Genomic DNA, 22,330 nt, shown 5'->3' on the forward strand with positions numbered 1-22,330 from the left:
GCCGACGCGTGGTGGGGCTTCTGTCAGGATTTGACGGTTATGACCGCGTCGGGCGCGGCAGCTCCGCGGTGATCTTCGTCAGGAGGGCGTGCAGGGACGCGCGCTCGGCCTCGTCCAGCGGGGCCAGGATCGTCTCCTGCGCCTCGGCCATCGCGGTGTCGAACCCGGCGATGAGCTCCTCGCCGGCCGCGGTCGCGTAGACCTGCTTGCTGCGCTCGTTGCCGCTCTCGGCGCGGCGCTCGACGAGCCCGCGGCGCTCGAGCCCCTGCAGGAGGCTGGAGACGCTCGCGGCGCTGGTGCGGGTGATGTCGGCGATGTCGCGCTGGATCGCGCCGGGGGTCTTGACCAGGTACCCGAGCGCGAAGGCCTGCGCGAAGCTGAGCTCGCGCGACCGGATCCAGTCCTCGCCGGCCTTCTGCAGCGCCCACCCGATCCAGCGGATCAGGTCGACGGGGGTGGTGAACTCGGGTGCGTCCATGGTTAGAACTCTAAAGGTTAGAGGTCTAACTGTCAAAGGTCGAACTGTCCCGCAACCGGGATCACACCGGCTTGCGCGCCACGGCGCCGAGGACGGAGCGCTGCTCCTGCTCGACCGGCTCGCCGGGGTCCGGGTGCCAGCTCGTGACCGGCACGATGCCCGGCTCGACCAGCTCGAGGTCGCCGAGGATCTCCGCCACCTGCTTCGGGGTGCGGGTGCGAACCGAGGTGGGCGTCCGGTCGTACAACTTCGTGATCTGCGCGTGCTCCGGCCCGAGATCATCGACCGCGGTGAAGTGCGAGACGGCGACGTAGCTGCCCGGGGCGAGCGCGGCGGCGAGCTCGCGCACCAGCCGCGGCGGCTCGTCCTCGTCGCCCAGGAAGTGCAGGACCGCGACGAGCAGCACCGCGACTGGGCGCTCCAGGTCGATCAGGGCGCGCACCCGCTCGTGGCCGAGGATGCGCGCCGGGTGGCGCAGGTCGCCGCCGATGGCCGCGGCGCGCGCGTTACCGGCGAGGATCGCCTGGCCGTGGGAGACGGCGACGTCGTCGATGTCGACGTACACCACCGTGGCCTGCGGATCGATCGCCTGCACGACCTCGTGGACGTTGCCGCGCGTGGGGATGCCGGAGCCGATGTCGAGGTACTGCCGCACGCCCTGCGCCGCCAGCCAGCGCACGACGCGGCCGAGGAACGCCCGGTTGGTGTGCGCGACCTGCAGGATGCCGGGCCACGCGGAGATGAGCTGCTCGGCGAACTCGCGGTCGACCGCGAAGTTGTGGTACCCGCCCAGGCCGTAGTCGTACACCCGGGCCGCGTTGGGAACGGTCACATCGACGCCGTCGGGCGCCCACTCCGGCAGACTCACATGATCGAGGGTACCCGGCGGTGTAAATATGACGATCTCATGGCGAACGGCTTCCGGACTCCATGACGTGGCACGTTGTCTTTACCGTTGACGCGTGACGACCGAGCCCGCTTCCGCCGAACCCTCCCTTGCCGCGCCTGACCCGGCCGCCCCGCCGGTTGATCCGGGCGAGGACCTGACGGACCCGGGTGCGCCGCGGGTCGAGGGCCCCCCGCCGGGGCTGTGGGCGAAGATGAAGGCCGACCCGGAGTTCGCCCCGGAGCACCTGGCCCTCGAGGCGGTCACCCGGCTGGGCCCGCGAATGTCCGCCGAGCTGCAGAAACTCAAGGGCCAGAACCCGGGCGCCCCGGCCGACGCGCTCGCCGACATGATCGTCTACCGGTACGTCAACCAGTCCCGCCTCTCCGGCGCCGTCGGCGGTGCGGTCCCGGTCGCGGGCGCCCTGCTCGACGTCGGCGTGCTGGCCTGGACACAGGCGCGGATGGTGCTGATGCTCGCGGCCAACTACGGCCTCGACCCGGCGCACCCCGACCGGGCCGTGGACCTGCTGGTGTTGCAGGGCATCCACAAGTACACCCAGACCGCCCGCACCGCGCTGGCCGTCGCCCGGGGCCGCGAGAGCGTCGGCGCCCTGCTGCCGGCGGACCGCCCGGAGATGCGCAAGGTCCTCATGCGGCTGGGCCTCAAGCTCGCCCAGATGGCCGGCGTGCGCGCGGTGAAGAAGATGGCCGCGAAGGTCATTCCCGGCCTGGCGATCATCCTGGGCGGGGTCACGAACGGCACCGCGACGCGGTCCCTGGGCGGGCGGGCGATCGGCCTGTACCGCCGCCCGCCGATGCCCGCCCACGCGCCGCTGCCCACCCAGGCGCTGCCGGCCACCCACGCGCCGCTGGCCTTCCACCCGCCTCGGCAGCTTCCGCCGGGCCGGTAGCACCCGCGCCGCGCTGGCCTTCCGCCCGCCTCGGCAGCTTCCGCCGGGCCGGTAGCACCCGCGCCGCGCTGGCCTTCCGCCCGCCTCGGCAGCTTCCGCCGGGCCGGTAGCACCCGCGCCGCGCTGGCCTTCCGCCCGCCTCGGCAGCTTCCGCCGGGCCGGTAGCACCCGCGCCGCGCTGGCCTTCCGCCCGCCTCGGCAGCTTCCGCCGGGCCGGTAGCACCCGCGCCGCGCTGGCCTTCCGCCCGCCTCGGCAGCTTCCGCCGGGCAGGTAGCACCCGCGCGCCGCTGGCCTTCCACCCGCCTCGGCAGCTTCCGCCGGGCAGGTAGCACCCGCGCCGCACTCTGCGGACGAAGATCACGGTCGCCGTCAGTTTCAAAGAGGTCGACGCCACCGTCGGCCGCCTCGTCACGCTGGAGTCCGCGATCGCGGGCGAGCTGCTGGTCGTGCTCGTCGTGGTCGCGCTCGTGCTGATCCGCTCCAGCCTGACCTAGGCTTGGCCCCCCGAGCCCTCGTCACGCGTTGTAACCGCCGCCGAATTACCGGAATTACGATTACCGGTAATCCAGTAATCGGTAATCAGGTGGTCTTGGTCGGCCGGGGGTTCGCCGGGCGCTGACCGTTACCGCCATTACCCTGGCGCATCAGGGCCGTGTCGGTGATCTCGGACGCCGTCGCGGTGTCGCCGGAGACGGTGCCGATGACAGTGACGGTGTCGCCGCTCTTCACATCGGCGATCTTCGCGGCGCCGTTGTCGACCTTCGTGCCGTCCCCGACCACGTACGTGGTGGCGTGCCCGTCCTCGCTCTTCGCCGTGATCGAGGTGGCGCTGACGGCCGTGACGGCGCCTGTCTGGAGGCGCTGCGTCACGTACTGGCCGTTGCCGTCCTTCACCACGAAGTCCCCGTGCAGGGCGCCGCCGAGCGCGCTGATCCCGCCGCGGCCGAAGCCGCCGCCGGGGAAGCCTTGGGCTCCGCCGCCGCCGTTCTGGCCCTGGTTGTTGGGGAATCCCTGGCCCTGGCCTTGGTTGCCTCGGCCTTGGTTGCCCTGGCCGCCGGGGAAGCCCTGACCGCCACCGGGTGCGCGCCCCGCCGCGGGGCCGTTCTGCGTGTTGTTGCTGTCGCTCGCCGCCTGTGCCACCGCCACGCCGCCGCCGATCACGATGACCGCGGACACGGCCGCGACGATGCCGAGCTTGAGCCGGGAGGAGCGCTGCGGGGCCGGGGTACCGCCGGCGGCCGGAGCCGTCGAGGCCCAGGCCGGCGCGGTGTACGCACCGGGCGGGCCGGAGATCGGCTGCCCGGCCGTCGCATCGGCCCAAGCGGGGGTCGAGGCGGGTGGGATCGAAGACGTTGCGGGCGTGGCCGGCTGCATGGTCGGCGCCGTTGCTGCGGCCGTGGCGGGCTCCACGGCACCCGCCGTCGTTGCGGGCGTGGCGGGCGTTCCGGACGGCGTTGCCGACGGGGCCGTGGGTGCGGAGGCGCCGGACGGAGACGCCGGACCCGCAGCGGGCGAGGATTCCGGCGTGGTGGCCGGGTCGTCGTGGGCTGAGCTCATCGCGCGTACTCCTGGGGAAGTCGGACCTGTCCCGACGACCGTGCACCGCGGGGCTGTGCGCGCAATCACGTGGACCTGCCAACTGGCTGTGAATGCCAATACGGTTACCCGATGAGCGAAGTTGTCGATCTCGCGCGGGCACTGGTGCGGTACGACACCACGAACACCAGCGACGACGGAGCGACCGGCAACGAGCGGCCCGCGGCGGAGTTCGTCGCCGAGCGCCTCGCCGATGCGGGATTCCAGCCGGTGTACCTCGAGTCGGCCCCCAAGCGCGGCAACGTCGTCGTGCGCCTGCCCGGGGCCGACCCCAGCCGGGGCGCGCTGCTCGTGCACGGCCACCTCGACGTGGTACCGGCCGACGCGTCCGAATGGTCCGTCCCGCCCTTCGCCGGCGAGATCCGCGACGGGTACCTGTGGGGCCGCGGCGCCATCGACATGAAGCACATGGTCGCCATGGCCCTGGCCGTCGCGCGCCGGTTCAAGCGCGACAACATCGTCCCGCCGCGCGACCTGGTGTTCGCGTTCGTCGCCGACGAGGAGGCTGGCGGGCGGCAGGGCGCCGGCTGGCTCGTCGAGCAGCACCGCGACCTGTTCGACGGCGTCACCGAGGCGATCAGCGAGGTCGGTGGCTTCTCGTACACGGTGCGTGACGACGTGCGCGCGTACCTCGTCGAGACCGCGGAGAAGGGCGTCATGTGGCTGCGGCTGAAGGTCCGCGGCACGCCGGGCCACGGCTCGATGCTGCACACCGACAACCCCGTGGCCAAGCTGACCAAGGCCCTGGCCCGCCTCGAGTCCCACGAGTTCCCGCAGGTCCTGCACCCGGCCGTACGCGACTTCCTGGCCGGCGTGAGCGACCTGACCGGCGTCGCCTTCGACCCCGACGACCCCCAGGCGGCGGTCGCGCGCCTCGGCTCACTGGCCCGCATGATCGGCGCCACGCTGCGTGACACCGCCAACACGACGATGCTCAAGGCCGGGTACAAGGCAAACGTCGTACCGTCCGTGGCCGAGGCGACCGTGGACGGCCGGATGCTGCCGGGCCGCGAGCGCGCCTTCGAGCGCGAACTGGCCGAGGTGCTCGGCCCGGACGTCGAGATGGACTGGGACATGCTGCCCCCGGTCGAGACCACCTTCGACGGCCGACTGGTCGACGCGATGGCGGCGGCGATCGACGCCGAGGACCCGGGCGCTCGGCTCCTGCCGTACATGCTCTCGGCCGGTACCGACGCCAAGTCCTTCCAGCGCCTGGGCATCCGCCATTTCGGCTTCGCCCCGCTGCGCCTGCCGCCGGACCTGAACTTCACCGCGCTGTTCCACGGCATCGACGAGCGCGTACCGCTGGACGGCCTGGAGTTCGGCGAGCGGGTCCTGGACCGCCTCCTGCGAACCTGCTGACTTGCGCATCCGGCGACGACGTTGGTGGTGTCCGGGAAGCGCGCCGGCCCCACAAGCGTGCGGAGCGGCAGCCCGAGAGCGGCGGAGCGTGCCGCCCCGGGTCAGACGCGGAACGACAGGCGCGTCGTGCCGATGACGATCTCGTCGCCCGGGTGCAGGATCACGGTGTCCACGCGGCGGCCGTTGACCACCGAGCCGTTGGCCGAGCCCAGGTCCGTGAAGATGGCGCGGTTGCCGTCGTACTCGACGCGGGCGTGCTGCCGCGACGCGCCCACGTCGGCCAGGCGCAGCGATGCCTGCTCGCCGCGGCCGATGATGATGGCGCCCTCGGTGAGCGGGTAGTTCTGGCCGTCCTCCGTCACCAGGCGTACGCCGATGCCCTCACCGGGCGTGACCTGCCCGCCCGTGTACACCTGGGCGGCGACGCGGAACAGCCCGGTGTCGAGGTCGTCACCGCGCGTGATTTCCACCACGATGTCGCCGTACACGGCCCAGCCCTGCTCGCCGACGTACTCGGCCTGGGACTGCGCAAGCTCCTGCGCGAGCGCGGCGGCGAACGGCGCCAGGCGGGTGTGGTCGGCCGGTGCGAGGGCGATGATGTACCGGTTCGGGACCAGGATCCGCCCCCCGGTCATCTGCGACTGGTTGGCGTTGGCCTCGCCCTGCATAGCGTTGAGGATCTCGACCGGGTGCACCACGCCCTTGAAGACCTTGGCGAAGGTGCCCTCCACCATGCCTTCCAGCCGCTTCTCGAACCGCTGCAGCGCGCCCAACTCGTCCCCCTCCAACATGATCCGGCACAAACTGTGTATCACGCCGGTTGTACACCCGCAGTCGTGAGCGCGACGCGCGCCGCGCCCGTGATCGATGTCATCGCGGCCCGGGGGCCGGGGGCGCGAGGTGTCGCGGCGACCTGTGGACGCCTTGTCGCGAGGGCGCCGCGCCCCTGATTGATCTCTCCCGGCGGTACCAAGGCCGAAATCGTCGGCGCGGGGGTCGAGGCCGCCTGGGGCTCGCGCGCAGGGGGTCGGGGTGCGCAGGGGCGGGGGCCGTGACCAGTCGTGAATCGTGTGCCGGGGGTCGTGTCTGGCCGTGAACTGTGTGCGGGGTTCGTGGCTGGCCGTGAACTGTGTGCGGGGTTCGTGGCTGGCCGTGAGCCGTGCGCGTGCCGGCCACCGCCATGACCCCGAACGCGGTCCACGGCCGACCACGACCCCCGCACGATTCACGGCCGACCACGACCCCAACATTTGGTCACGGCAAACCACGACAGATTGGTGTCATCGCGCGGCGACGGAGCGTGTGCCAGCGTCGGCGAGTGCTGGAGTCGGCATCACGGCCGCGGCGCGTGGTGTTGACGTCACCCAGCGCATCGCCGGGGCGGTCAGGACCGCCCCGGCGACGAACGCGGCCGCGATTGCGGCCCAGCCGGGCCCATCCCCGTGCATCGCCAGGAAGGTCAGCGATGCCGGGCCCAGCATGCTCTGCAGGCCGAACGACATGCGCGCGGCGCCGACGTACTCGCCGCGCGCGGTCGGCGGGGGGAGTTCCGTGGTCAGGCCCCAGTAACCGGCTGACTGCCACAGTTCACCCAGCGTGACCAGGGCGGAGCCGGTCAGGAGCAGGGCGATCGTCATGCCGCCCGTCGTGGCGCCGGCCAAGGCGAGGGGGAGGCAGGCCAGGGCGCACACCAGGCCTCCGCGGCGCAGGGCGCGCACGATGCCGGCCGGCGTGTCGGCGCCTCGGCTGGCCAGTACCTGCAGTGCCACGCACATCGCGGTGTTGACTGCGAAGAGTACGGCCAGCATCACCCTCGGTGCGTCGGTGCGGGCCGTCAGCCACAGCGGGATCACCTCGGTGGTTAGTGACGCATGTGAGGCCAGGAGACTGCACAGCGCAACCAGCGCCAGGAACGGCCGGTCCCGCCACACCCCGGCCCGGCGTGGAGCGGCGGGCGGAGACGCAAGCGAAGAGGCGGTCGAGGGCGAGGAGGCGGGCGGAGATGTGGGCAAAGAGGCGGCCCGGGTTGAAGAGGCGGGCGCGGCCACGAGCGGAGACCTGGCGGGGTGCGCCGGGGCAGAAGAAGCTGCAGACGGGGAAGGGGCGGACGCAGAAGAAGCGGCGGGTGGAGAGAGTGGAGCGAACTGGGAGAGCGGTGCGAGCTGGGAGAGTGGTGCCGTTGGAGACGGAGGTGCGGATTGAGACGGAGGTGCGGTTGGAGGCGCAGGTGCGGTTGAAGAGGTGGGCTCGGGCAGAGAAGAAGGCTCGGGCAGGGAAGAAGGCGCGGGCGGAGACGGGGGAGCGGGCGGAAAGGAGGGCTTGGGCGGAGACGGGGGCGCGGGCAAGCGGGCGATCAACAGGGCATTGACCAGCAGGCCTAGAGCGGCGGCCAGGACCATGCACCGGTAGGCCCAGTGCGTCCCGATCGCCAACGGCACCGCCGCCAGGCCGCCGCCCGCGAAGAAGCCCACGTTCATCGCCGAGCGCACGAACGCCAGCGTCCGCAAGCGCTCCGAGCGCGGCAGGACCGCGGTCTGGTACACCAGCTGGCCCGCCCCCGCCAGGGCCTCCGCCAGTGCCGGCAACGCCACCAGCGCCAGAAACGCCGCGAAGCCGTGGATCGCCGGGTACAGCGCCAGGGCCGCCGCCTCCCCGAGCACTCCCCACAGCCAGGCCCGCCGCCCCCCGATCCGGTCCGCCACGCGCCCCAGCGGCACCGCACCGGCCAGCGCCAGGGCTCCGGCCACCGACAGGCCGATGCCCACCTGCACGGGCGACAGGCCGGTCACGTTGAGGAAGAACACGGCACTGCCCGTAGCGAAGACGCCGTTGCCCGTGGCCCAGACGAGCGACTGCACGCAGAGTGACCGGGCGATGCCTCGAGGTGGCAGGAAGTTCATGGGTGACAGTTCAGCGGCTCCCGCGGTACAACTGCGAAGGTTTTCGGCATGGCCGAAAGGTCGCATGTGGACGGACGGGGGGACGCGCGTGTCGGAGGTGCGGTTCGAGGTCGCCGATGTGGCGGAGATCCGGTTCTGCGTGTCGCCGCTGTGGGAGACCGTCGCCAGTCTGTGGGCCCTGGCGCAGCCCGGGCGGCACGCGCTGCACCTGCCGTGGATCAAGGTGGCCCGGGGAATGGCCCGGCGGCGGGAGCTCGCGGTGCACGTCCAGTTGCTCTGCGCGTTCGCGCGGCCGCGTTCGTGGTTGCCGGACTTCCTGACCCCGCCGCCGGGCTCGCCGCTCGTCGCGATCGGGGAGGAGCTCGAGGCCGTGCGCGCCACGCCGGCCGCCGAGGTGCGCCGCGACGTGCTCGTCACCGCCGAGTCGCGGGCGCTCGACCCGCTCGCGCAGCGGCTGGCCGACGAGCCCGAGGTCATGCTCCCGCGGCTCGTCGACGCGGCCCGGGCCTGGCACGACGCGGCGATCGGGCCGCACTGGCCGCGGATGCGGGCGCTGCTGGAGTCCGACATCGCGTACCGTGCGCGCCAGCTCGCCACCGGTGGTGCCCGGCTGCTGTTCGACACGCTCCACCCGACGGCGCGCTGGGACGGGGACCGGCTCGTCATCGCCGACCGGTGGACGCAGTCACTGTCGGTGAGTGGGCGTGGCTTTCCGCTCATGCCGTCGGTCTTCGCCGACAAGGGGCCGCTGATCTCGTGCTCGGACGAGTCGGCCCCCGGCGCCGTGTACCCGGCCCGCGCGATCGGCACACTCTGGGAGGGGATGGGCCGGCCGATGGCGGGAGAGCGCCGGGCCGGGACGGGGGCCCGGGGCGCGGCGCTGGGAGCAGGGCCACGGGGCGCGGTGCTGGCGGCAGGGGCACGGAGCGCGGCGCTGGGAGCGGGGGCGCGGAGCGCGGCGCTCGGAGCGGGCGAGCGGGCCGCGGCGCTGGGAGGAGTCCTCGGCCCGGCCCGCGCCCGCCTCCTCGACCTGCTCCGCGCCCCCGGCACCACCTCGGACCTCGCGCACCGCACCGGCCTGTCCATCGGCGCGGTCAGCCAGCAGCTGGGCCTGCTCCACGCGGCCCGGCTGATCGAGCGCAACCGCCAGGGACGCTCCGTGTACTACCTGTGCACAGACCTCGGCGTGGCCCTGCTGGACGGCAATTTCTGAGAATCGGCTGAAACTGCAACCAACCACTGTCCTGAATCCGTCTTCAGGTACGAAACGCGGACGCACACTTCGGGGGGATATTGTGGCCCGCCGAGGGACAGTTGGTGGCGGGGAGTGGTATGGCCAAGAAGCGTGGGAAGAAAGACCCGTTGTGGGCGCGATTGTCCCTGATCGGAGGGGCATTTCTGCTGCTGCTCAGCGGGGGCTCGCTCGTCGGTGGCAATCTGTTGCTGAATCATTACAGCGACCAGATCACCCATGAGGGCGGCCTCGGCGATGCGGCGGCGGCCGGCGCGACCATCGACGGGCCGATCAACCTGCTCCTCGTCGGCATCGACGAGCGCGTGCAGAAGGAGGAGATGGGGGCGCGGGCCGACTCGATCATCGTCGCCCACGTGCCGGCCTCGCACGACGCGCTCTACCTGATGTCGATCCCCCGGGACACGAAGGTCGGGATCCCGGCGAACAAGAAGACCAAGTACAACGGCGGCACCGACAAGATCAACGCCGCCTTCCAGTTCGGGTACCAGAACGGCGGCGGCCGCGACGGGGGCCTCGCGCTGCTGGCCGAGACGGTCAGCGCCCTGGCCGGGGGCAACCTCAAGTTCAACGGCGCCGCGATCGTCAACTTCGACGGCTTCTCCGGGCTGGTGAAGGCGCTCGACGGCGTCTACATGTGCGTCGACGAGAAGACCACCTCGATCCACACCGGCTGGAACACCAAGACCGGGGCCGAGGGCGTGCCGTACAACTTCAACGCCGACGGCATCCCGACCAGCCTCAAGCCCGGCATGCGCCCGATGGTCTACGAGGTCGGCTGCCGCGACTTCGCGGCGTGGGAGGCCCTGGACTACGTGCGCCAGCGCGACAAGCTCGCCAACAACGACGGCGACTACGGCCGCCAGCGCCACCAGCAACAGTTCATCAAGGCTATGGCGAAGAAGGCGATGAGTGCCGGCGTGCTCGCCAACCCGATCAAGGTCAACGAGGTGCTGGGCTCGGTCGGCAAGGCGGTGTCGTTCTACAACAACAACGTCTCCCTGGCCGACTGGATCTTCACGCTCAAGGGCGTCAACCCCGACAGCATGATGACCCTGCGCACCAACAACGGGCAGTTCAAGACCGAGATCATCAACGGCCAGTCGTTCGAGGTCCTGGACCAGTCGGCGATGGACCTGCTCAAGGCGTACAGCAGCGACAACGTGGCCCAGTTCGTCGCCGGCCATCCGGAGATGGTCGCCAACGACGCGGCCACCCCGGCAACGGCGCCGTCCCAGGGCAACTAGGGAAGAGCCCCGCCTTCGGGCGGGGCTCTTTTTCGACCCCAAATCATGTATAACCAATCACATTAGAAGGGAATAATTCTGTCGGAGTGTTGACGGAAAAATTCGCGTGAGCCTACGGTGTCGGCGTGTCCGTTCAGGGAGTCCACGCGCTGGTCAGGCGCACGCATGAGGCGCGCGTCCTGCGCGTGCTGCGTGAGCACGGCGCCCTGAGCCGCGGGCAGATCGCGACAAAGGTCGGGCTGTCCCGCACCACGCTGTCGGAGATCACCGGCGACCTGCTGTCCCGCGGCGCCGTGGTCGTCGTCGACACCGACGCGGCCAAGCGCGCCGGCAGCGGCCGCCCCGCCGAGTTGCTCACCCTCGACCCCAGCTCCGGACAGTTCCTCGGCGTCGACCTCGGCCACACCCGGGTCCGCATCGCGGTCGCCGACGCCGCCCACGACATCATCGCGGCCGGGCACGCCGCCTACCCGGCCGAGTCGACGTGGGACGAGCGCCTCGCCGCCGCGTTCGCGCTCATCGACCGCGTCGCCGCCCGTACCGGCGTGAGCTTCCGGGCGCTGCAGGGCGTCGGCGTCGGGGTGGCCGGCCCGCGGCCCGCCGCGCCCGAGCTCGCGGCGCCCTTCGGCGAGCGGTTCGCCGCGCCGGTCGTGGTGGACAACAACACGCGCTTCGCCGGGCTGGCCGAGGCGATGACCGACGGGCCGGACGTGCACGACGTGCTCTACATCCGCCTCTCCGACGGCATCGGCGGCGGCCTCGTCGTCGGCGGGCGGCTCGTCGCCGGCGCGGGCGGGGTGGCCGGCGAGTTCGGGCACGTCACCGCCCGGCCCGGCGGCGACCCCTGCCGCTGCGGCAAACGGGGCTGCCTGGAGACGGTCGCGTCGATCCCGGCGGTGCTGCGCAGCTGCACGAGCCGGGGCGTACCCGTACGCACCATCGACGAGTTCGAGGCGGCCCTCGGCCGCGGCGAGCCCGCCGCCCACGCCGTGCTCGACGAGGCCGCCGCGGCCGTCGGGCGGGTCGTGGCCACCGCCGCCCTCGTGCTCGACCCGGCCCAGGTCGTCATCGGCGGGCGCCTGCCGCGCCGCGCGCCCGCGTTCGTACGCCGCGTCGAGGAGATCCTCGCCGGCGAGCTGTGTCCGGTCGGCGGCGCCCGCCCCGCGGTCCGGGCCGCCCGCCTCGGCGACGACGACGGCGCGCTCGGCGCCATCGCCGCGCTGTTCCGCCAGTCCCCGCTGCTGGACGGCTACCCCGAGCCCGTCCGCTGAGGCCTCCCATCACCCCGCCCCGGCAAGGAGCTACATGAGCGCGCCGAAAAACCGAGAACCCGCGCCGATACAGCGAGAACCCAAGCCCGAAGAGCGAGAGCCCAAGCCCGAAGAACGGGAGCCCGCGCCGACAGAGCGAGAACCCGCGCCGATAGAGCGAGAGCCCGCGCCCCAAGGGCCCAAAGAGCGAGAAGCCACGCCGAAAAAGCGGAAACCCACGCTGCTCGCGCTGAACGTGGCCTCGGCCGTGGCGGGCCTCGGCGTGTGGTGGCTCTGGTCGGCCACCGCCGAGAACGTCCCGACCCCGGTCGAGGTGGCCCGGCGCATGGGCGAGCTCTTCGCCGACGGCACCCTCGAGGCCGACATCCTCGCCAGCCTCCGCCGGGTGCTCATCGGCTTCGCGCTGGGCTGCGCCGTGGCCGTCCCGGTCGGATTCCTCATGGGCTGGTACGCCGTCGCCCGGGCCGTGTTCGAGCCGTGGGTGCAGTTCTTCCGCACGGTACCGCCGCTGGCGCTCATCCCGCTCGTGGTGGTGCTGCTCGGCATCGGCGAGGAGCCGAAGATCTTCGTCATCTACGTGGCCGCGTTCCTGTCCTGCGTCATCGCGACCTTCCAGGGTGTCGTCGACGTCGACCGGACCCTGATCAACGCGGCCCGGGTGCTCGGCGCGCCGACCCGGACCATCTTCGCGCGGGTGGTCGTGCCCGCGTCGATGCCGTACATCCTCGTCGGCATGCGCGTCGGGCTCGGCTCGGCGTGGGGCACCCTCGTCGCCGCGGAGCTGGTCGCCGCGCAGGAGGGCCTCGGGTACCGCATGCAGAACGCCCAGATCTACGTCGACCGGCCCACCATCTTCGCCGCGCTCATCTGCATCGGCGTCCTCGGCCTGCTCATGGACCGGGTGCTGCTGCTCGTGGAGCGGCGGGCCACGTCCTGGCAGGAGCGCCGATGAGCACCGACATCTCGATCCGCGCGGTCGCGAAGGTCTTCCCCCTCGACGGGCGGCAGTTCGTGGCCCTCGACGAGATCACGCTCGAGATCGCGAAGAGCGAGTTCGTGGCGATCGTCGGGCCGTCCGGCTGCGGCAAGAGCACGCTGCTCAACATCGTCGCCGGGCTGGAGCGGCCGAGCGGCGGCGAGGCCCGGGTCGGCGGCGAACCGGTCACGGGCCCGGGCCCCGACCGCGGCGTCATCTTCCAGCAGTTCGCGCTGTTCCCCTGGCTCACCGTGCGCAAGAACGTCGAGTTCGGGCTGCGCACCGCCGGCGTGCCGCGGGCCCAGCGGCGGGCCCGGGCCGAGCACTTCATCGACCTCGTCGGCCTGAGCCGGTTCGCCGACGCGCTGCCCAAGACGCTGTCCGGCGGTATGAAGCAGCGCTGCGCCATCGCCCGCGCCTACGCCGTCGACCCGCAGATCCTGCTCATGGACGAGCCGTTCGGCGCCCTGGACTCCCTCACCCGGGTCCGCCTGCAGGAGCAGCTGCTGCAGACGTGGAGCCGGGACCAGCGCACCGTCATGTTCGTCACCCACGACGTCGACGAGGCCGTGTTCCTCGCCGGCCGGGTCGTGGTCATGGCCGCCAACCCGGGCCGCATCGTCGAGATCGTCGACGTCGGCCTGCCGTACCCGCGCACCGAGGACGTCCGGCTCGGCCCAGAGTTCGCGGCCCTGCGCAACCGCGTGTGGAGCGCGGTCCACCATCAGGAAGGAACGAAGTGATCACTCGCCGCGCATTCGTCGGACTGCTCGCCGGTACCGCCGTCGCCACCCTCGCCGGTTGTGGCGACGACAAGCAGGAGGAGACCGGGGGCACCGACAAGGTCACCTTCGGGTACATCGGCGACTACAACGGCAGCAGCCTGCCGGCCATCGCCAACAAGCTCAAGCTCTGGCAGAAGCACGGGCTCGAGGCCACGCTGAAGGTCTTCACCACCGGCCCGGTGCAGATCCAGGCCATGCAGACCGGCGACCTCGACTTCGGCTACATCGGCCCCGGCGCCTTCTGGCTACCGGCCTCGGGCCAGGCGAAGATCATCGCGATAAACACCCTGGGCGGCGCCGACCGGGTCATCGCCCAGTCCGGGATCACCTCGATCGGGCAGCTGCGCGGGAAGAAGGTCGGCGTGCCCGAGGGCACCTCCGGCGACATGATCCTCACCCTGGCCCTGCAGGCCGCGGGGCTGACGAACAAGGACATTCAGCGTGTACCGATGGATGCCGCCACCCTCGCCTCGGCGTTCTCGTCGAAGCAGATCGACGGCGCCGGTTTCTGGTACCCGGCGATCGCCACCATCAAGAAGTCCGTGCCGAACCTCGTCGAGCTCGCCGACGACGACACGTTCAAGGACAAGGTGCAGTTCCCCAACGCGTACGTGGCCGGGAACAAGGCCGTCGCCGACCGGCCCGCCGTCGTGAAGAAGGTCGTCCAGGTGCTGCGCGAGGCCACCGACTACCGCGCCGCCCACCGCGACGAGGTCATCGCCGCCGTCGCCGAGCTCACCAAGCAGCCCGCCGACGCGGTGAAGGCCGACGCCGACCTCAACAAGGCGATGACCAGCCAGGAGCTCGACCAGCAGACCGCCGACGGCACCGTCGGCAAGTGGCTCACGGCCATGGGCGACTTCTTCGTCAGCGCCGGCAAGCTCAAGGAGAAGGCCGACCCGAAGACCTACTACCTGGGCGAGCAGTGGACGGCCGCCAAGTGAGTTCCCCCCGCAACATCCTGTTCCTCATGACCGACCAGCACCGGGTGGACACGCTCGGCGCCTACGGCAACCCGCTCGCGCGGACCCCGGTGCTGGACGAGCTCGCCCGCACCGGGACCCGCTTCGACCGGTGGTACACCCCGACCGCCATCTGCACCCCGGCCCGGGCCAGCCTGCTGACCGGGCAGGCCCCGTTCCGCCACAAGCTCCTGGCGAACCAGGAGCGCAACGTCGGCTACAGCGAGGACCTGCCCGACGGCACGTGGACCTTCCCGCAGGCGCTGCGCTCGTACGGGTACAACTGCGGTCTGGTCGGCAAGTGGCACGCCGGCACCGAGAAGACCCCGGCCGACTACGGCCTGGACGGCGTGCACCTGCCGGGCTGGCACAACCCGGTCGACCACCCGGACTACCTCGGCTACCTGGCCGAGCGGGGCCTGCCGCCGTACGCGATAAGCGACCGCATCCGCGGCACCCTGCCCAACGGCCAGCCCGGGAACCTGCTCGCGGCCCGCCTGCACCAGCCGGTCGAGGCCACCTTCGAGCACTACCTGGCCACCCGGACGATCGAAATGCTGCGGCGGTACGCCCACAAAAGAACAGTGCAGGGCGCGCCTTTCTTTCTGGCGTTGCACTTCTTCGGGCCGCACCTGCCCTACATCGTCCCCGACGCGTACTTCGACCTCGTCGACCCGTCCACAGTGGAGCTGCCGCGCTCGGTCGCCGAGACGTTCCAGGGCAAGCCGCCGGTGCAGCGCAACTACAGCGCCCACTGGACGTTCGACACCATGCCGATCGAGGTGACGCGCAAGCTCATCGCCGTCTACCGGGGCTACGTGACGCTCATCGACGAGCAGCTCGGCCGGGTCCTCGCGGCGCTGGCCGAGCTCGGGCTCGCCGACGACACCTCGGTCTTCTTCACCTGCGACCACGGCGAGTTCACCGGCGCCCACCGGCTGCACGACAAGGGCCCGGCGATGTACGAGGACATCTACCACACCCCCGGGCTCATCCGGGTACCCGGCGCCCCGGCCGGCCAGGTGCGCCGCGAGTTCGTCAGCCTCACCGACTGCACCGCGACAATCATGGAACTGGCCGGCATCCCGGCCGGCGAGCCCGTCGACTCCCGCTCGCTGCTGCCCCTCGTGCAGGGCGAGACGCCGGAGTGGCCGCCGGACGTCGTCGCCGAGTTCCACGGCCACCACTTCCCGTACCCGCAGCGGATGCTGCGCACCGACCGCTACAAGCTGGTCGTGAACCCGGACTCGACAAACGAGCTCTACGACCTGGAGCTCGACCCGGACGAACTGCTCAACGTGTACACGCTGCCCGAGCTCGAGCCGGTGCGCTCGGCCCTGCTGCGGCGGCTGTACACGCTCCTGCGCGACCGGGGCGACAACTTCCACCACTGGATGGCCTCGATGTACGACGTCGGGGAGCTGGACCACGACCCGACGCTGAGCGGCCTGGACGAGTCGAGCTATGCCGGCAACGCCTGACATCGTCATGATCCTGACCGACGACCACGCCGCCCACGCGATCGGCGCGTACGGCTCGGTCGTCAACGCCACCCCGCGCATCGACGAGATCGCCCGGCTCGGCTGGCGCTTCGAGCACTGCTTCGCCACCAACGCGCTGTGCTCGCCGAGCCGGGCGTCGATCCTGACCGGCACCTACGGCCACGTCAACGGCGTCACCACCCTGGTGACCCCGATCGACGCGAGCCAGCCGACGTTCGTGTCGCAGCTCAAGGCGGCGGGGTACCGCACCGCCATGGTCGGCAAGTGGCACATGGGCGACGGGCCGGGCCACGACCCCCAGCACTTCGACTACTGGGACGTGTTCATCGAGCAGGGCGAGTACCACAACCCGCGCCTGCTGTCCCGCAACGGCCTGCGCACGGTGCCCGGCTACGCCACCGACATCGTCACCGACCTCGCCCTGGACTGGATGTCCACGGTGGACGACGCGCCGGTCTGCGTCCTCATCTACCACAAGGCCCCGCACCGGCCGTGGGAGCCGCCCGGCGCCGTCGCCGCGGACCCGGTGGCGGTACCGGCGACGTTCTTCGACGACTACGCGACCCGCTCCTCCTCGGCCCGCCGCGCCGCGATGCGCATCGCCGAGCACCTCAGCCGCGAGGACCTCAAGGCCGACCCGCCGCCGGGACTGTCCTACGAGGACGAGGCGCTGTGGAAGTACCAGCGGTTCATGGCCGACTACCTCGCCTGCGTCGCGTCCGTCGACGCGAACGTCGGCCGGGTCGTCGACTGGCTGCGCGCCCGCGGCCGGTTCGCCGACACCCTGCTCATGTACGCCTCCGACCAGGGCTTCTTCCTGGGCGAGCACGGCTGGTTCGACAAGCGGTTCATGTACGAGGAGTCCCTGCGGATGCCGCTGGTCCTGTCGTACCCGCGCAAGCTCGCGGCCGGCCGGGTGTTCGGCGAGATCGTGACAAACGTGGACTGGGCCCAGACGATCCTGGACGCGGCCGGGGTCGCACACCACCCGCGGATGCAGGGCCGCAGCTTCTGGCCGGACCTGCTCGGCGCGCCGGCGCCGCCGCCCAGCAGCGGCATGTACTACCGGTACTGGGAGCACGACGACGTGTTCCACAAGGCGCCGGCGCACTACGGGTACCGCACCGCGACGCACAAGCTCATCTACTTCTACAACGACGGGCTCGGGCTGCCCGGCACCGGGGCGTTCACCTATCCGCCGGAGTGGGAGCTGTACGACCTCGCCGCCGACCCTTCGGAGACGAACAACGTCTACCACGACCCCGCCTACCGGGCCGTGCGCGCCGAGCTGACCGCGGCCATGTGGCGCGAGCAGGCCCGGCTCGGCGACGCGCCGCACCCCTCGCAGCCCCGGCCGGCGGGGGTGTGACGATGTCCGCCTGCTGCCAGCCGCCCGGCCCGGCGCGCGAGCCGGTACCGTCCACTGTGCCCGGCGGCGGGGTGCACCTCCTGGAACAGGCCCTCGTCCCGGCCCAGACGTTCGCGATGGGCGACGCCCACGGCGACGGCGCGCGGCTCGACGGCGAGACACCGGTCCACGCGGTACACCTCGAAGCCTTCAGCATCGACGCCACGCCGGTGACCGTGGCCGACTTCGCGCGGTTCGTGGCGGCGACCGGGTACCGCACGGAGGCGGAGACGTTCGGGTACTCGGCCGTGTTCCATCTGTTCTTTCCCGGGGATCCGGCCGACATCCTGGGGCGGCCGGCGCGGACGCCGTGGTGGCTCGGGGTGCGCGGGGCCGACTGGGCGCATCCGTTCGGGCCTGGCTCCACCGCGTCGGAGGATCATCCCGCGGTGCACGTGTCGTGGCACGACGCGCAGGCGTACTGCGCGTGGGCCGGGCGCCGGCTGCCGACCGAGGCCGAGTGGGAGTGCGCCGCGCGCGGCGGCCAGGCCGGGCTGCGCTACCCGTGGGGCGACGAGCTGGACGGCGTGCGCTGCAACATCTGGCAGGGGACGTTCCCGGTGCACAACACGCTCGAGGACGGCTTCGGGGCGACGGCGCCGGTGCGCAGCTACGAGCCGAACGCGTACGGGCTGTGGCAGCCGGTCGGTAACGTGTGGGAGTGGTGCGCCGACTGGTTCGACGCCGCCTACTACGCCCGGTCGCCGCTGGAGAACCCGGCCGGCCCGGCGTCGGGCTCGGCCCGGGTGCTGCGCGGCGGGTCGTACCTGTGCCATGACTCGTACTGCAACCGGTACCGTAACGCCGCCCGCTCCTCGAACACCCCCGACTCGTCGATGGGCAACGCCGGGTTCCGCACGGTGGCATGATCCTCGGCATGACCGATCGCTTCCTCGCGCACCTGCCCATCGGCGAACCGCCCGTGCCGTTCGAAGGCGGCATCCCCGGCTGGGAGATCTTCCCCTTCGAGGGAGACCTGCTGGTCAAGACCCTGGAACCGCCGGTCGTACCCGAGCCGGCGCGGTCCGGGGAGTCGGGTCCCGAGGACTGTTCCGTGTGCCGCGACCCAACGGGCCAGGCGATCTGGTCCGACGAGCGGTGGGTGCTCCGCCACCTGGGGGAGCCGAGCGCGATCCCGGTGGTGCTGCTGCTCTGCCCCCGCGGCCATTACGACTTCGACGACCTGCCCGCCGGCCTCGCCGCGGAGCTCGGGCCGCTGCAGCAGCGCATCGAGCGGGCCATCCACGCGCTCGGCGGAATCGCCCGCGTGCACATCTCGAAGGTCGGCGACGGGGCCCGGCACCTGCACTGGTGGTTCGTGGCGCGGCCTTCGGGGCTGACCCAGCTGCGGGGATCCTGCCTGGTGATGTGGGACGACGTGCTGCCCAAGCAGCCGGAAGCACAGTGGCGTTCGGTGCTGCGGGAGGTGGCTCTCAACCTGGCCGCCGACGGGGGCACGGTCCACATCCCCTGAGGACCGTGCCCCCGGCTCTCAGTAGCCCCAGCGGTTCTTCAAATGGCGCCACCAGTCACGCAGCATCCAGGCGTCGAAGTCGGTGATCTGCGTGGCCGAGCCCGCGTTCATGAGGAAGCAGCACTGCCCCGTCGGCGTCCAGTCGTAGAAGTCGTCGAGGCCGAAGCTGTGCCCCATCTCGTGGAGCAGGATGTGGACGTTGTCGGCGTCGAGGGCGCCGACGTAGTACTCGCTGCCGATGCGCTGGCCCCAGTCGCCGCCCGCGCCGCCGCCGAAGCCCGACGTGAGCCACAGCGACATGTCGTAGTGGTGCGACGCCCCGCCCGGGCAGTTCGGGTAGTTGCCGCTCTGGTTGAAGAAGCGCCCGCACGGCTCGCCGCACTGGGGCGCGTTCTCGCGGATGTTGTTGACGTACACGTCGACCGAGCTGTCCGTCCACTGCAGCTGCGCGCGGTCGCGCACCGCCCAGCCGACGACCTTGACGGGCACCTGCTGGTACGGCCAGCCGTTGTGGCCCGCCATGACGTCGATCCACTTCTTGAACTGCCGCTGCAGCGTCGCCTGGATCCGGTCGCGCAGCGCGGCGCTCACGGAGGCGCCGGAGTCCCACCGCACGCAGTAGTTGATGCTGCCGTGGTTGGCGAAGATCTGGTCCCAGGCGTAGTTGCGGAAGCCGTAGAGGTCGTTGTAGGTCGTCTCCTCGTGCGTCCACACCTCGCTCAGCGGCTGGACCAGGTTCGCCGGCGGGTTCCAGCCCGACGGGTTGCCGGGGTCGGTGGTGCCGATCGCCGAGGCGTAGGCGCGCACCTCGAGCAGGCCGACCGAGGCCGCCCCGCTCTGCAGCACCACCCGCAGCCGGCCGGTGCTGACCTGGTTGAAGTTCACGGCGTTGTACCTGTTCGCCGCGACCGGGTAGCCGCTCGCGCCAGCGACGTCGGCGTAGGCGGAGCCGGTCCAGTACTGCAGCCGCCACGACGCCGGGACGCGCACGCCGCCGTTGTCGTCGAAGAAGTACACGTCGGCGGAGCGCAGGGTCTGGGCGCTGCCCCAGGTGAGCAGCACCCACTGCTCGCCCGTGTTGGGCCAGGTGCCCCAGCGGCGGTTCACGGTGTCGTTGGACGAGCCCGGGTCGATGCCGTCGTTGACCGCGGCGACGCTCTCCCAGGGGGAGGTGTACGACGCGGTGGCGGTCGCCGACCGGGCGAGGTTGTCGCCCTGCCCGGGCGCCGCGTGCGCGACGACGGGAGTCCCGACCAGCACGGCCAGCGCCCCGGCGACGACGGCGAGGCTGCGTAGTCGCATGGCTTCTCCTTCCTTGTGTCACTTCTTGGGTCGCGAAAACCTTTTCGGGACGCTGGCAGGGCCGCCATCGATTGTCAACGTTCTATGTGTGCAGGTCAGTGCTCCGTGCTCGCAACCGATGAACCTTACATCGACGAAAACTTTTCGGCTTGGGGGGGTTGCCGGGTATTCCTGTCGTTTTGCGGGGCATTTCGTTGGGTGGTGTGGGAAGGCGGCACAGTGAATCAGCCGAACGGGCAAACCCGTGACCGGCACCACGCCACCGGTGTCACACGGGCATATCGTGGCAGCGCTAACATCAACATCGGGGGAGGGACATGCGCGCAACCAGCCACAACCGGGCCGCCGTGATGAACGACGTAGCGCGGCTCGCGGGCGTTTCACATCAGACGGTGTCGCGCGTCCTCAACGACCACCCCAGCGTCAGCCCCGCCACCCGCGAGCGGGTCCTCGAGGCCGTCCGGCAGCTGAACTACCGCCCCAACGCCATGGCCCGCGGCCTCGCCGGCCGCCGGTCCCGGGTCGTCGGCGTCGTCTCGTTCGACACCATCCTCTACGGCCCCGCCTCGACCCTGCTGGGCATCGAACGCGCCGCGCGGGCCGCCGGCTACGGCGTGAGCATCGTGACCCTCGAGCGCGTGGACCACGCGGGCATGGTCTCGGCGCTCAACGCCCTGGCCGACCAGTCCGTGGCCGGCGTCGTGGTCATCGCGCCCCAGACCGCCGCGGCCGCGGCCCTGCACAACATGCCACTGGGCATGGCCGCCGTGGCCGTCGAGTCCGCCGTGGGCGGCGAGGTCCCTGCGATCTCGGTCGACCAGGTGACGGGCGCGCGCATGGCGGTACGCCACCTCATCGAGCTCGGCCACGAGAAGGTCTGGCACCTCTCGGGCCCGCGCGACTGGCTCGAGACCCACGGCCGCATCGAGGGCTGGCGCATCACGCTCGAGGAGGCGGGCCTGCCCGCGCCGACGCTCATGACGGGCGACTGGAGCGCGCGGTCCGGCTACAAGGCAGGCCTGGAACTGGCAACGCGCGACGACGTGACAGCCGTCTTCGCGGGCAACGACCAGATGGCCCTGGGCTTGATGCGAGCGTTCCACGAACGCGGCATACGCGTGCCGGACGACGTGAGCATCGTCGGCTTCGACGACATCCCCGAGGCCGAGTTCCTGTCACCGCCGCTGACCACGATCCGCCAGGACTTCGACGAGGTGGGCCGGCGGTGCATCGCGGCACTCTTGCGCTTGATCGAGGCCGACCTGCCGGAGGGCCCGGACCGCCCGTCCCCGGACCCGCGGGTAGCTCCGACAATGATCGTGCGCGCAAGCACAGCAGCGCCGCGCGCGTAGAATGACGCTGTCTTGGCTCGTGGTCACTGCGCGCGCCGGGATCTTCGCCGCTCGTGTTGGGGGGCATGATCGGTTAGGTTGCGGGGTGTACGGTGAATAAAGCGGAACGCCACCGGCCCCGGGGGTTCGTAATTTCCCGGGACGGCCGCCACATCACGAGCCAGCGCCGACAGCCCGATGTGACGACGAGAGCGAGCGACGCGCGGGTCTCAGCCCGAGTCGACGTGAAACTTGCACGTCGACTCACACGCGCCAGGTCAAAGGCCACGCCACGACGAACGCGCCAGGACGATCATCGCCACGACACGCCGAACGCCCACGATGGTCACAGTGCGGCGAAGACTGTCGCATCGGACGACCGCGCCGCGGCGAACCCGGCGGCGGGGCGAACTCCCCGGCGGGGCGAACTCCCCGGCGGGGCGAACTCCGCGGCGGGGCGAACTCCGCGGCGGGGCGAACTCCGCGGCGCGGCGAACTCCGCGGCGGTCACGGCCCCGCCGCGTTGAACGCCTGGGAGGTCAGAGCTGCACGCGTCGAACGGCGTGGACGGCTAGGGCCGCGCCGCGTTGAACGGCGTGGACGGCGTGGACGGCTAGGGCACCGCCGCATTGAACGGCCTGGACGGCCAGGGCTCCGCCGCATTGAACGGCTTCGACGGCCACG

At 71.5% G+C, this 22,330-nt stretch carries 19 protein-coding genes; 13 read left to right on the forward strand and 6 right to left on the reverse strand.

Features of this window, described 5'->3' with window-relative positions; all coding sequences use genetic code 11:
* Positions 1-37 precede the first annotated feature (37 nt).
* Positions 38-478, reverse strand: coding sequence for a MarR family winged helix-turn-helix transcriptional regulator (locus tag ACPPVO_RS28720; RefSeq protein WP_360371039.1), 441 nt, complete (start codon positions 476-478; stop codon positions 38-40).
* A gap of 61 nt (positions 479-539) precedes the next feature.
* A complete protein-coding gene (locus ACPPVO_RS28725; RefSeq protein ID WP_426514258.1) occupies positions 540-1,346 on the reverse strand; it encodes an SAM-dependent methyltransferase in 807 nt (268 codons plus the stop codon).
* Positions 1,347-1,440: 94 nt separating this feature from the next.
* Here ACPPVO_RS28725 and ACPPVO_RS28730 point away from each other — a divergent pair, with 94 nt between their 5' ends.
* Positions 1,441-2,277, forward strand: coding sequence for an EcsC family protein (locus tag ACPPVO_RS28730; RefSeq protein WP_426514259.1), 837 nt, complete (start codon positions 1,441-1,443; stop codon positions 2,275-2,277).
* Positions 2,278-2,857: 580 nt separating this feature from the next.
* On the opposite strand, the gene ACPPVO_RS28735 is transcribed toward ACPPVO_RS28730, so the two are convergent.
* Positions 2,858-3,688 (reverse strand): hypothetical protein, encoded by an 831-nt coding sequence (locus ACPPVO_RS28735; protein WP_426514260.1) that lies wholly within the window; start codon positions 3,686-3,688, stop codon positions 2,858-2,860.
* Positions 3,689-3,910: 222 nt separating this feature from the next.
* On the opposite strand from ACPPVO_RS28735, the gene ACPPVO_RS28740 reads away from it, so the two are divergent.
* A complete protein-coding gene (locus ACPPVO_RS28740; protein ID WP_426514708.1) occupies positions 3,911-5,236 on the forward strand; it encodes a M20/M25/M40 family metallo-hydrolase in 1,326 nt (441 codons plus the stop codon).
* A gap of 101 nt (positions 5,237-5,337) precedes the next feature.
* Here the strand turns inward: ACPPVO_RS28740 and ACPPVO_RS28745 are convergent, their stop codons facing one another.
* Together ACPPVO_RS28745 and ACPPVO_RS28750 are read right to left on the reverse strand one after the other, a co-directional pair.
* On the reverse strand, positions 5,338-6,027 hold the full coding sequence (locus tag ACPPVO_RS28745; protein WP_426514261.1) for an FhaA domain-containing protein: 690 nt from the start codon (positions 6,025-6,027) through the stop codon (positions 5,338-5,340).
* Positions 6,028-6,516: 489 nt separating this feature from the next.
* Positions 6,517-8,136: an MFS transporter gene (locus tag ACPPVO_RS28750; RefSeq protein ID WP_426514262.1), complete on the reverse strand. Its 1,620-nt coding sequence runs from the start codon at positions 8,134-8,136 to the stop codon at positions 6,517-6,519.
* 88 nt (positions 8,137-8,224) lie between these two features.
* On the opposite strand from ACPPVO_RS28750, the gene ACPPVO_RS28755 reads away from it, so the two are divergent.
* The 10 genes from ACPPVO_RS28755 (at position 8,225) to ACPPVO_RS28800 (ending at position 19,013) form a co-directional block, all read left to right on the forward strand.
* Positions 8,225-9,349 (forward strand): hypothetical protein, encoded by a 1,125-nt coding sequence (locus ACPPVO_RS28755; protein WP_426514263.1) that lies wholly within the window; start codon positions 8,225-8,227, stop codon positions 9,347-9,349.
* 161 nt (positions 9,350-9,510) lie between these two features.
* Positions 9,511-10,635, forward strand: a complete 1,125-nt coding sequence (locus tag ACPPVO_RS28760) for an LCP family protein (protein WP_426514264.1) — start codon at positions 9,511-9,513, stop codon at positions 10,633-10,635.
* Positions 10,636-10,760: 125 nt separating this feature from the next.
* Complete coding sequence (locus ACPPVO_RS28765) at positions 10,761-11,906, forward strand: ROK family transcriptional regulator (protein ID WP_426514265.1); 1,146 nt, start codon at positions 10,761-10,763, stop codon at positions 11,904-11,906.
* Between the two features lie 235 nt (positions 11,907-12,141).
* Entirely contained in the window at positions 12,142-12,858 is a 717-nt protein-coding gene (locus ACPPVO_RS28770; RefSeq protein ID WP_360371069.1) for an ABC transporter permease, read from the forward strand.
* Positions 12,855-13,625 (forward strand): ABC transporter ATP-binding protein, encoded by a 771-nt coding sequence (locus ACPPVO_RS28775; protein WP_426514266.1) that lies wholly within the window; start codon positions 12,855-12,857, stop codon positions 13,623-13,625. Before ACPPVO_RS28770 ends, ACPPVO_RS28775 begins: the two co-directional genes overlap by 4 nt.
* On the forward strand, positions 13,622-14,611 hold the full coding sequence (locus ACPPVO_RS28780) for an aliphatic sulfonate ABC transporter substrate-binding protein (RefSeq protein ID WP_426514267.1): 990 nt from the start codon (positions 13,622-13,624) through the stop codon (positions 14,609-14,611). The genes ACPPVO_RS28775 and ACPPVO_RS28780 overlap by 4 nt, the downstream gene beginning before the upstream one ends.
* Positions 14,608-16,110 (forward strand): sulfatase-like hydrolase/transferase, encoded by a 1,503-nt coding sequence (locus tag ACPPVO_RS28785; RefSeq protein WP_426514268.1) that lies wholly within the window; start codon positions 14,608-14,610, stop codon positions 16,108-16,110. The genes ACPPVO_RS28780 and ACPPVO_RS28785 overlap by 4 nt, the downstream gene beginning before the upstream one ends.
* Positions 16,094-17,500 (forward strand): sulfatase family protein, encoded by a 1,407-nt coding sequence (locus ACPPVO_RS28790; RefSeq protein ID WP_426514269.1) that lies wholly within the window; start codon positions 16,094-16,096, stop codon positions 17,498-17,500. Before ACPPVO_RS28785 ends, ACPPVO_RS28790 begins: the two co-directional genes overlap by 17 nt.
* Before the next feature lie 2 nt (positions 17,501-17,502).
* On the forward strand, positions 17,503-18,408 hold the full coding sequence (locus tag ACPPVO_RS28795) for a formylglycine-generating enzyme family protein (protein ID WP_426514270.1): 906 nt from the start codon (positions 17,503-17,505) through the stop codon (positions 18,406-18,408).
* Positions 18,409-18,416: 8 nt separating this feature from the next.
* Positions 18,417-19,013, forward strand: a complete 597-nt coding sequence (locus tag ACPPVO_RS28800; RefSeq protein WP_426514271.1) for an HIT family protein — start codon at positions 18,417-18,419, stop codon at positions 19,011-19,013.
* Positions 19,014-19,031: 18 nt separating this feature from the next.
* Here ACPPVO_RS28800 and ACPPVO_RS28805 read toward each other — a convergent pair whose 3' ends face one another.
* On the reverse strand, positions 19,032-20,315 hold the full coding sequence (locus ACPPVO_RS28805; protein WP_426514272.1) for a hypothetical protein: 1,284 nt from the start codon (positions 20,313-20,315) through the stop codon (positions 19,032-19,034).
* A gap of 317 nt (positions 20,316-20,632) precedes the next feature.
* On the opposite strand from ACPPVO_RS28805, the gene ACPPVO_RS28810 reads away from it, so the two are divergent.
* A complete protein-coding gene (locus ACPPVO_RS28810) occupies positions 20,633-21,667 on the forward strand; it encodes a LacI family DNA-binding transcriptional regulator (protein ID WP_426514273.1) in 1,035 nt (344 codons plus the stop codon).
* The last annotated feature ends 663 nt before the right edge of the window (positions 21,668-22,330 follow it).

The organism is Dactylosporangium sp. McL0621 (assembly GCF_049995355.1).
Classification (GTDB): Bacteria; Actinomycetota; Actinomycetes; order Mycobacteriales; family Micromonosporaceae; genus Dactylosporangium.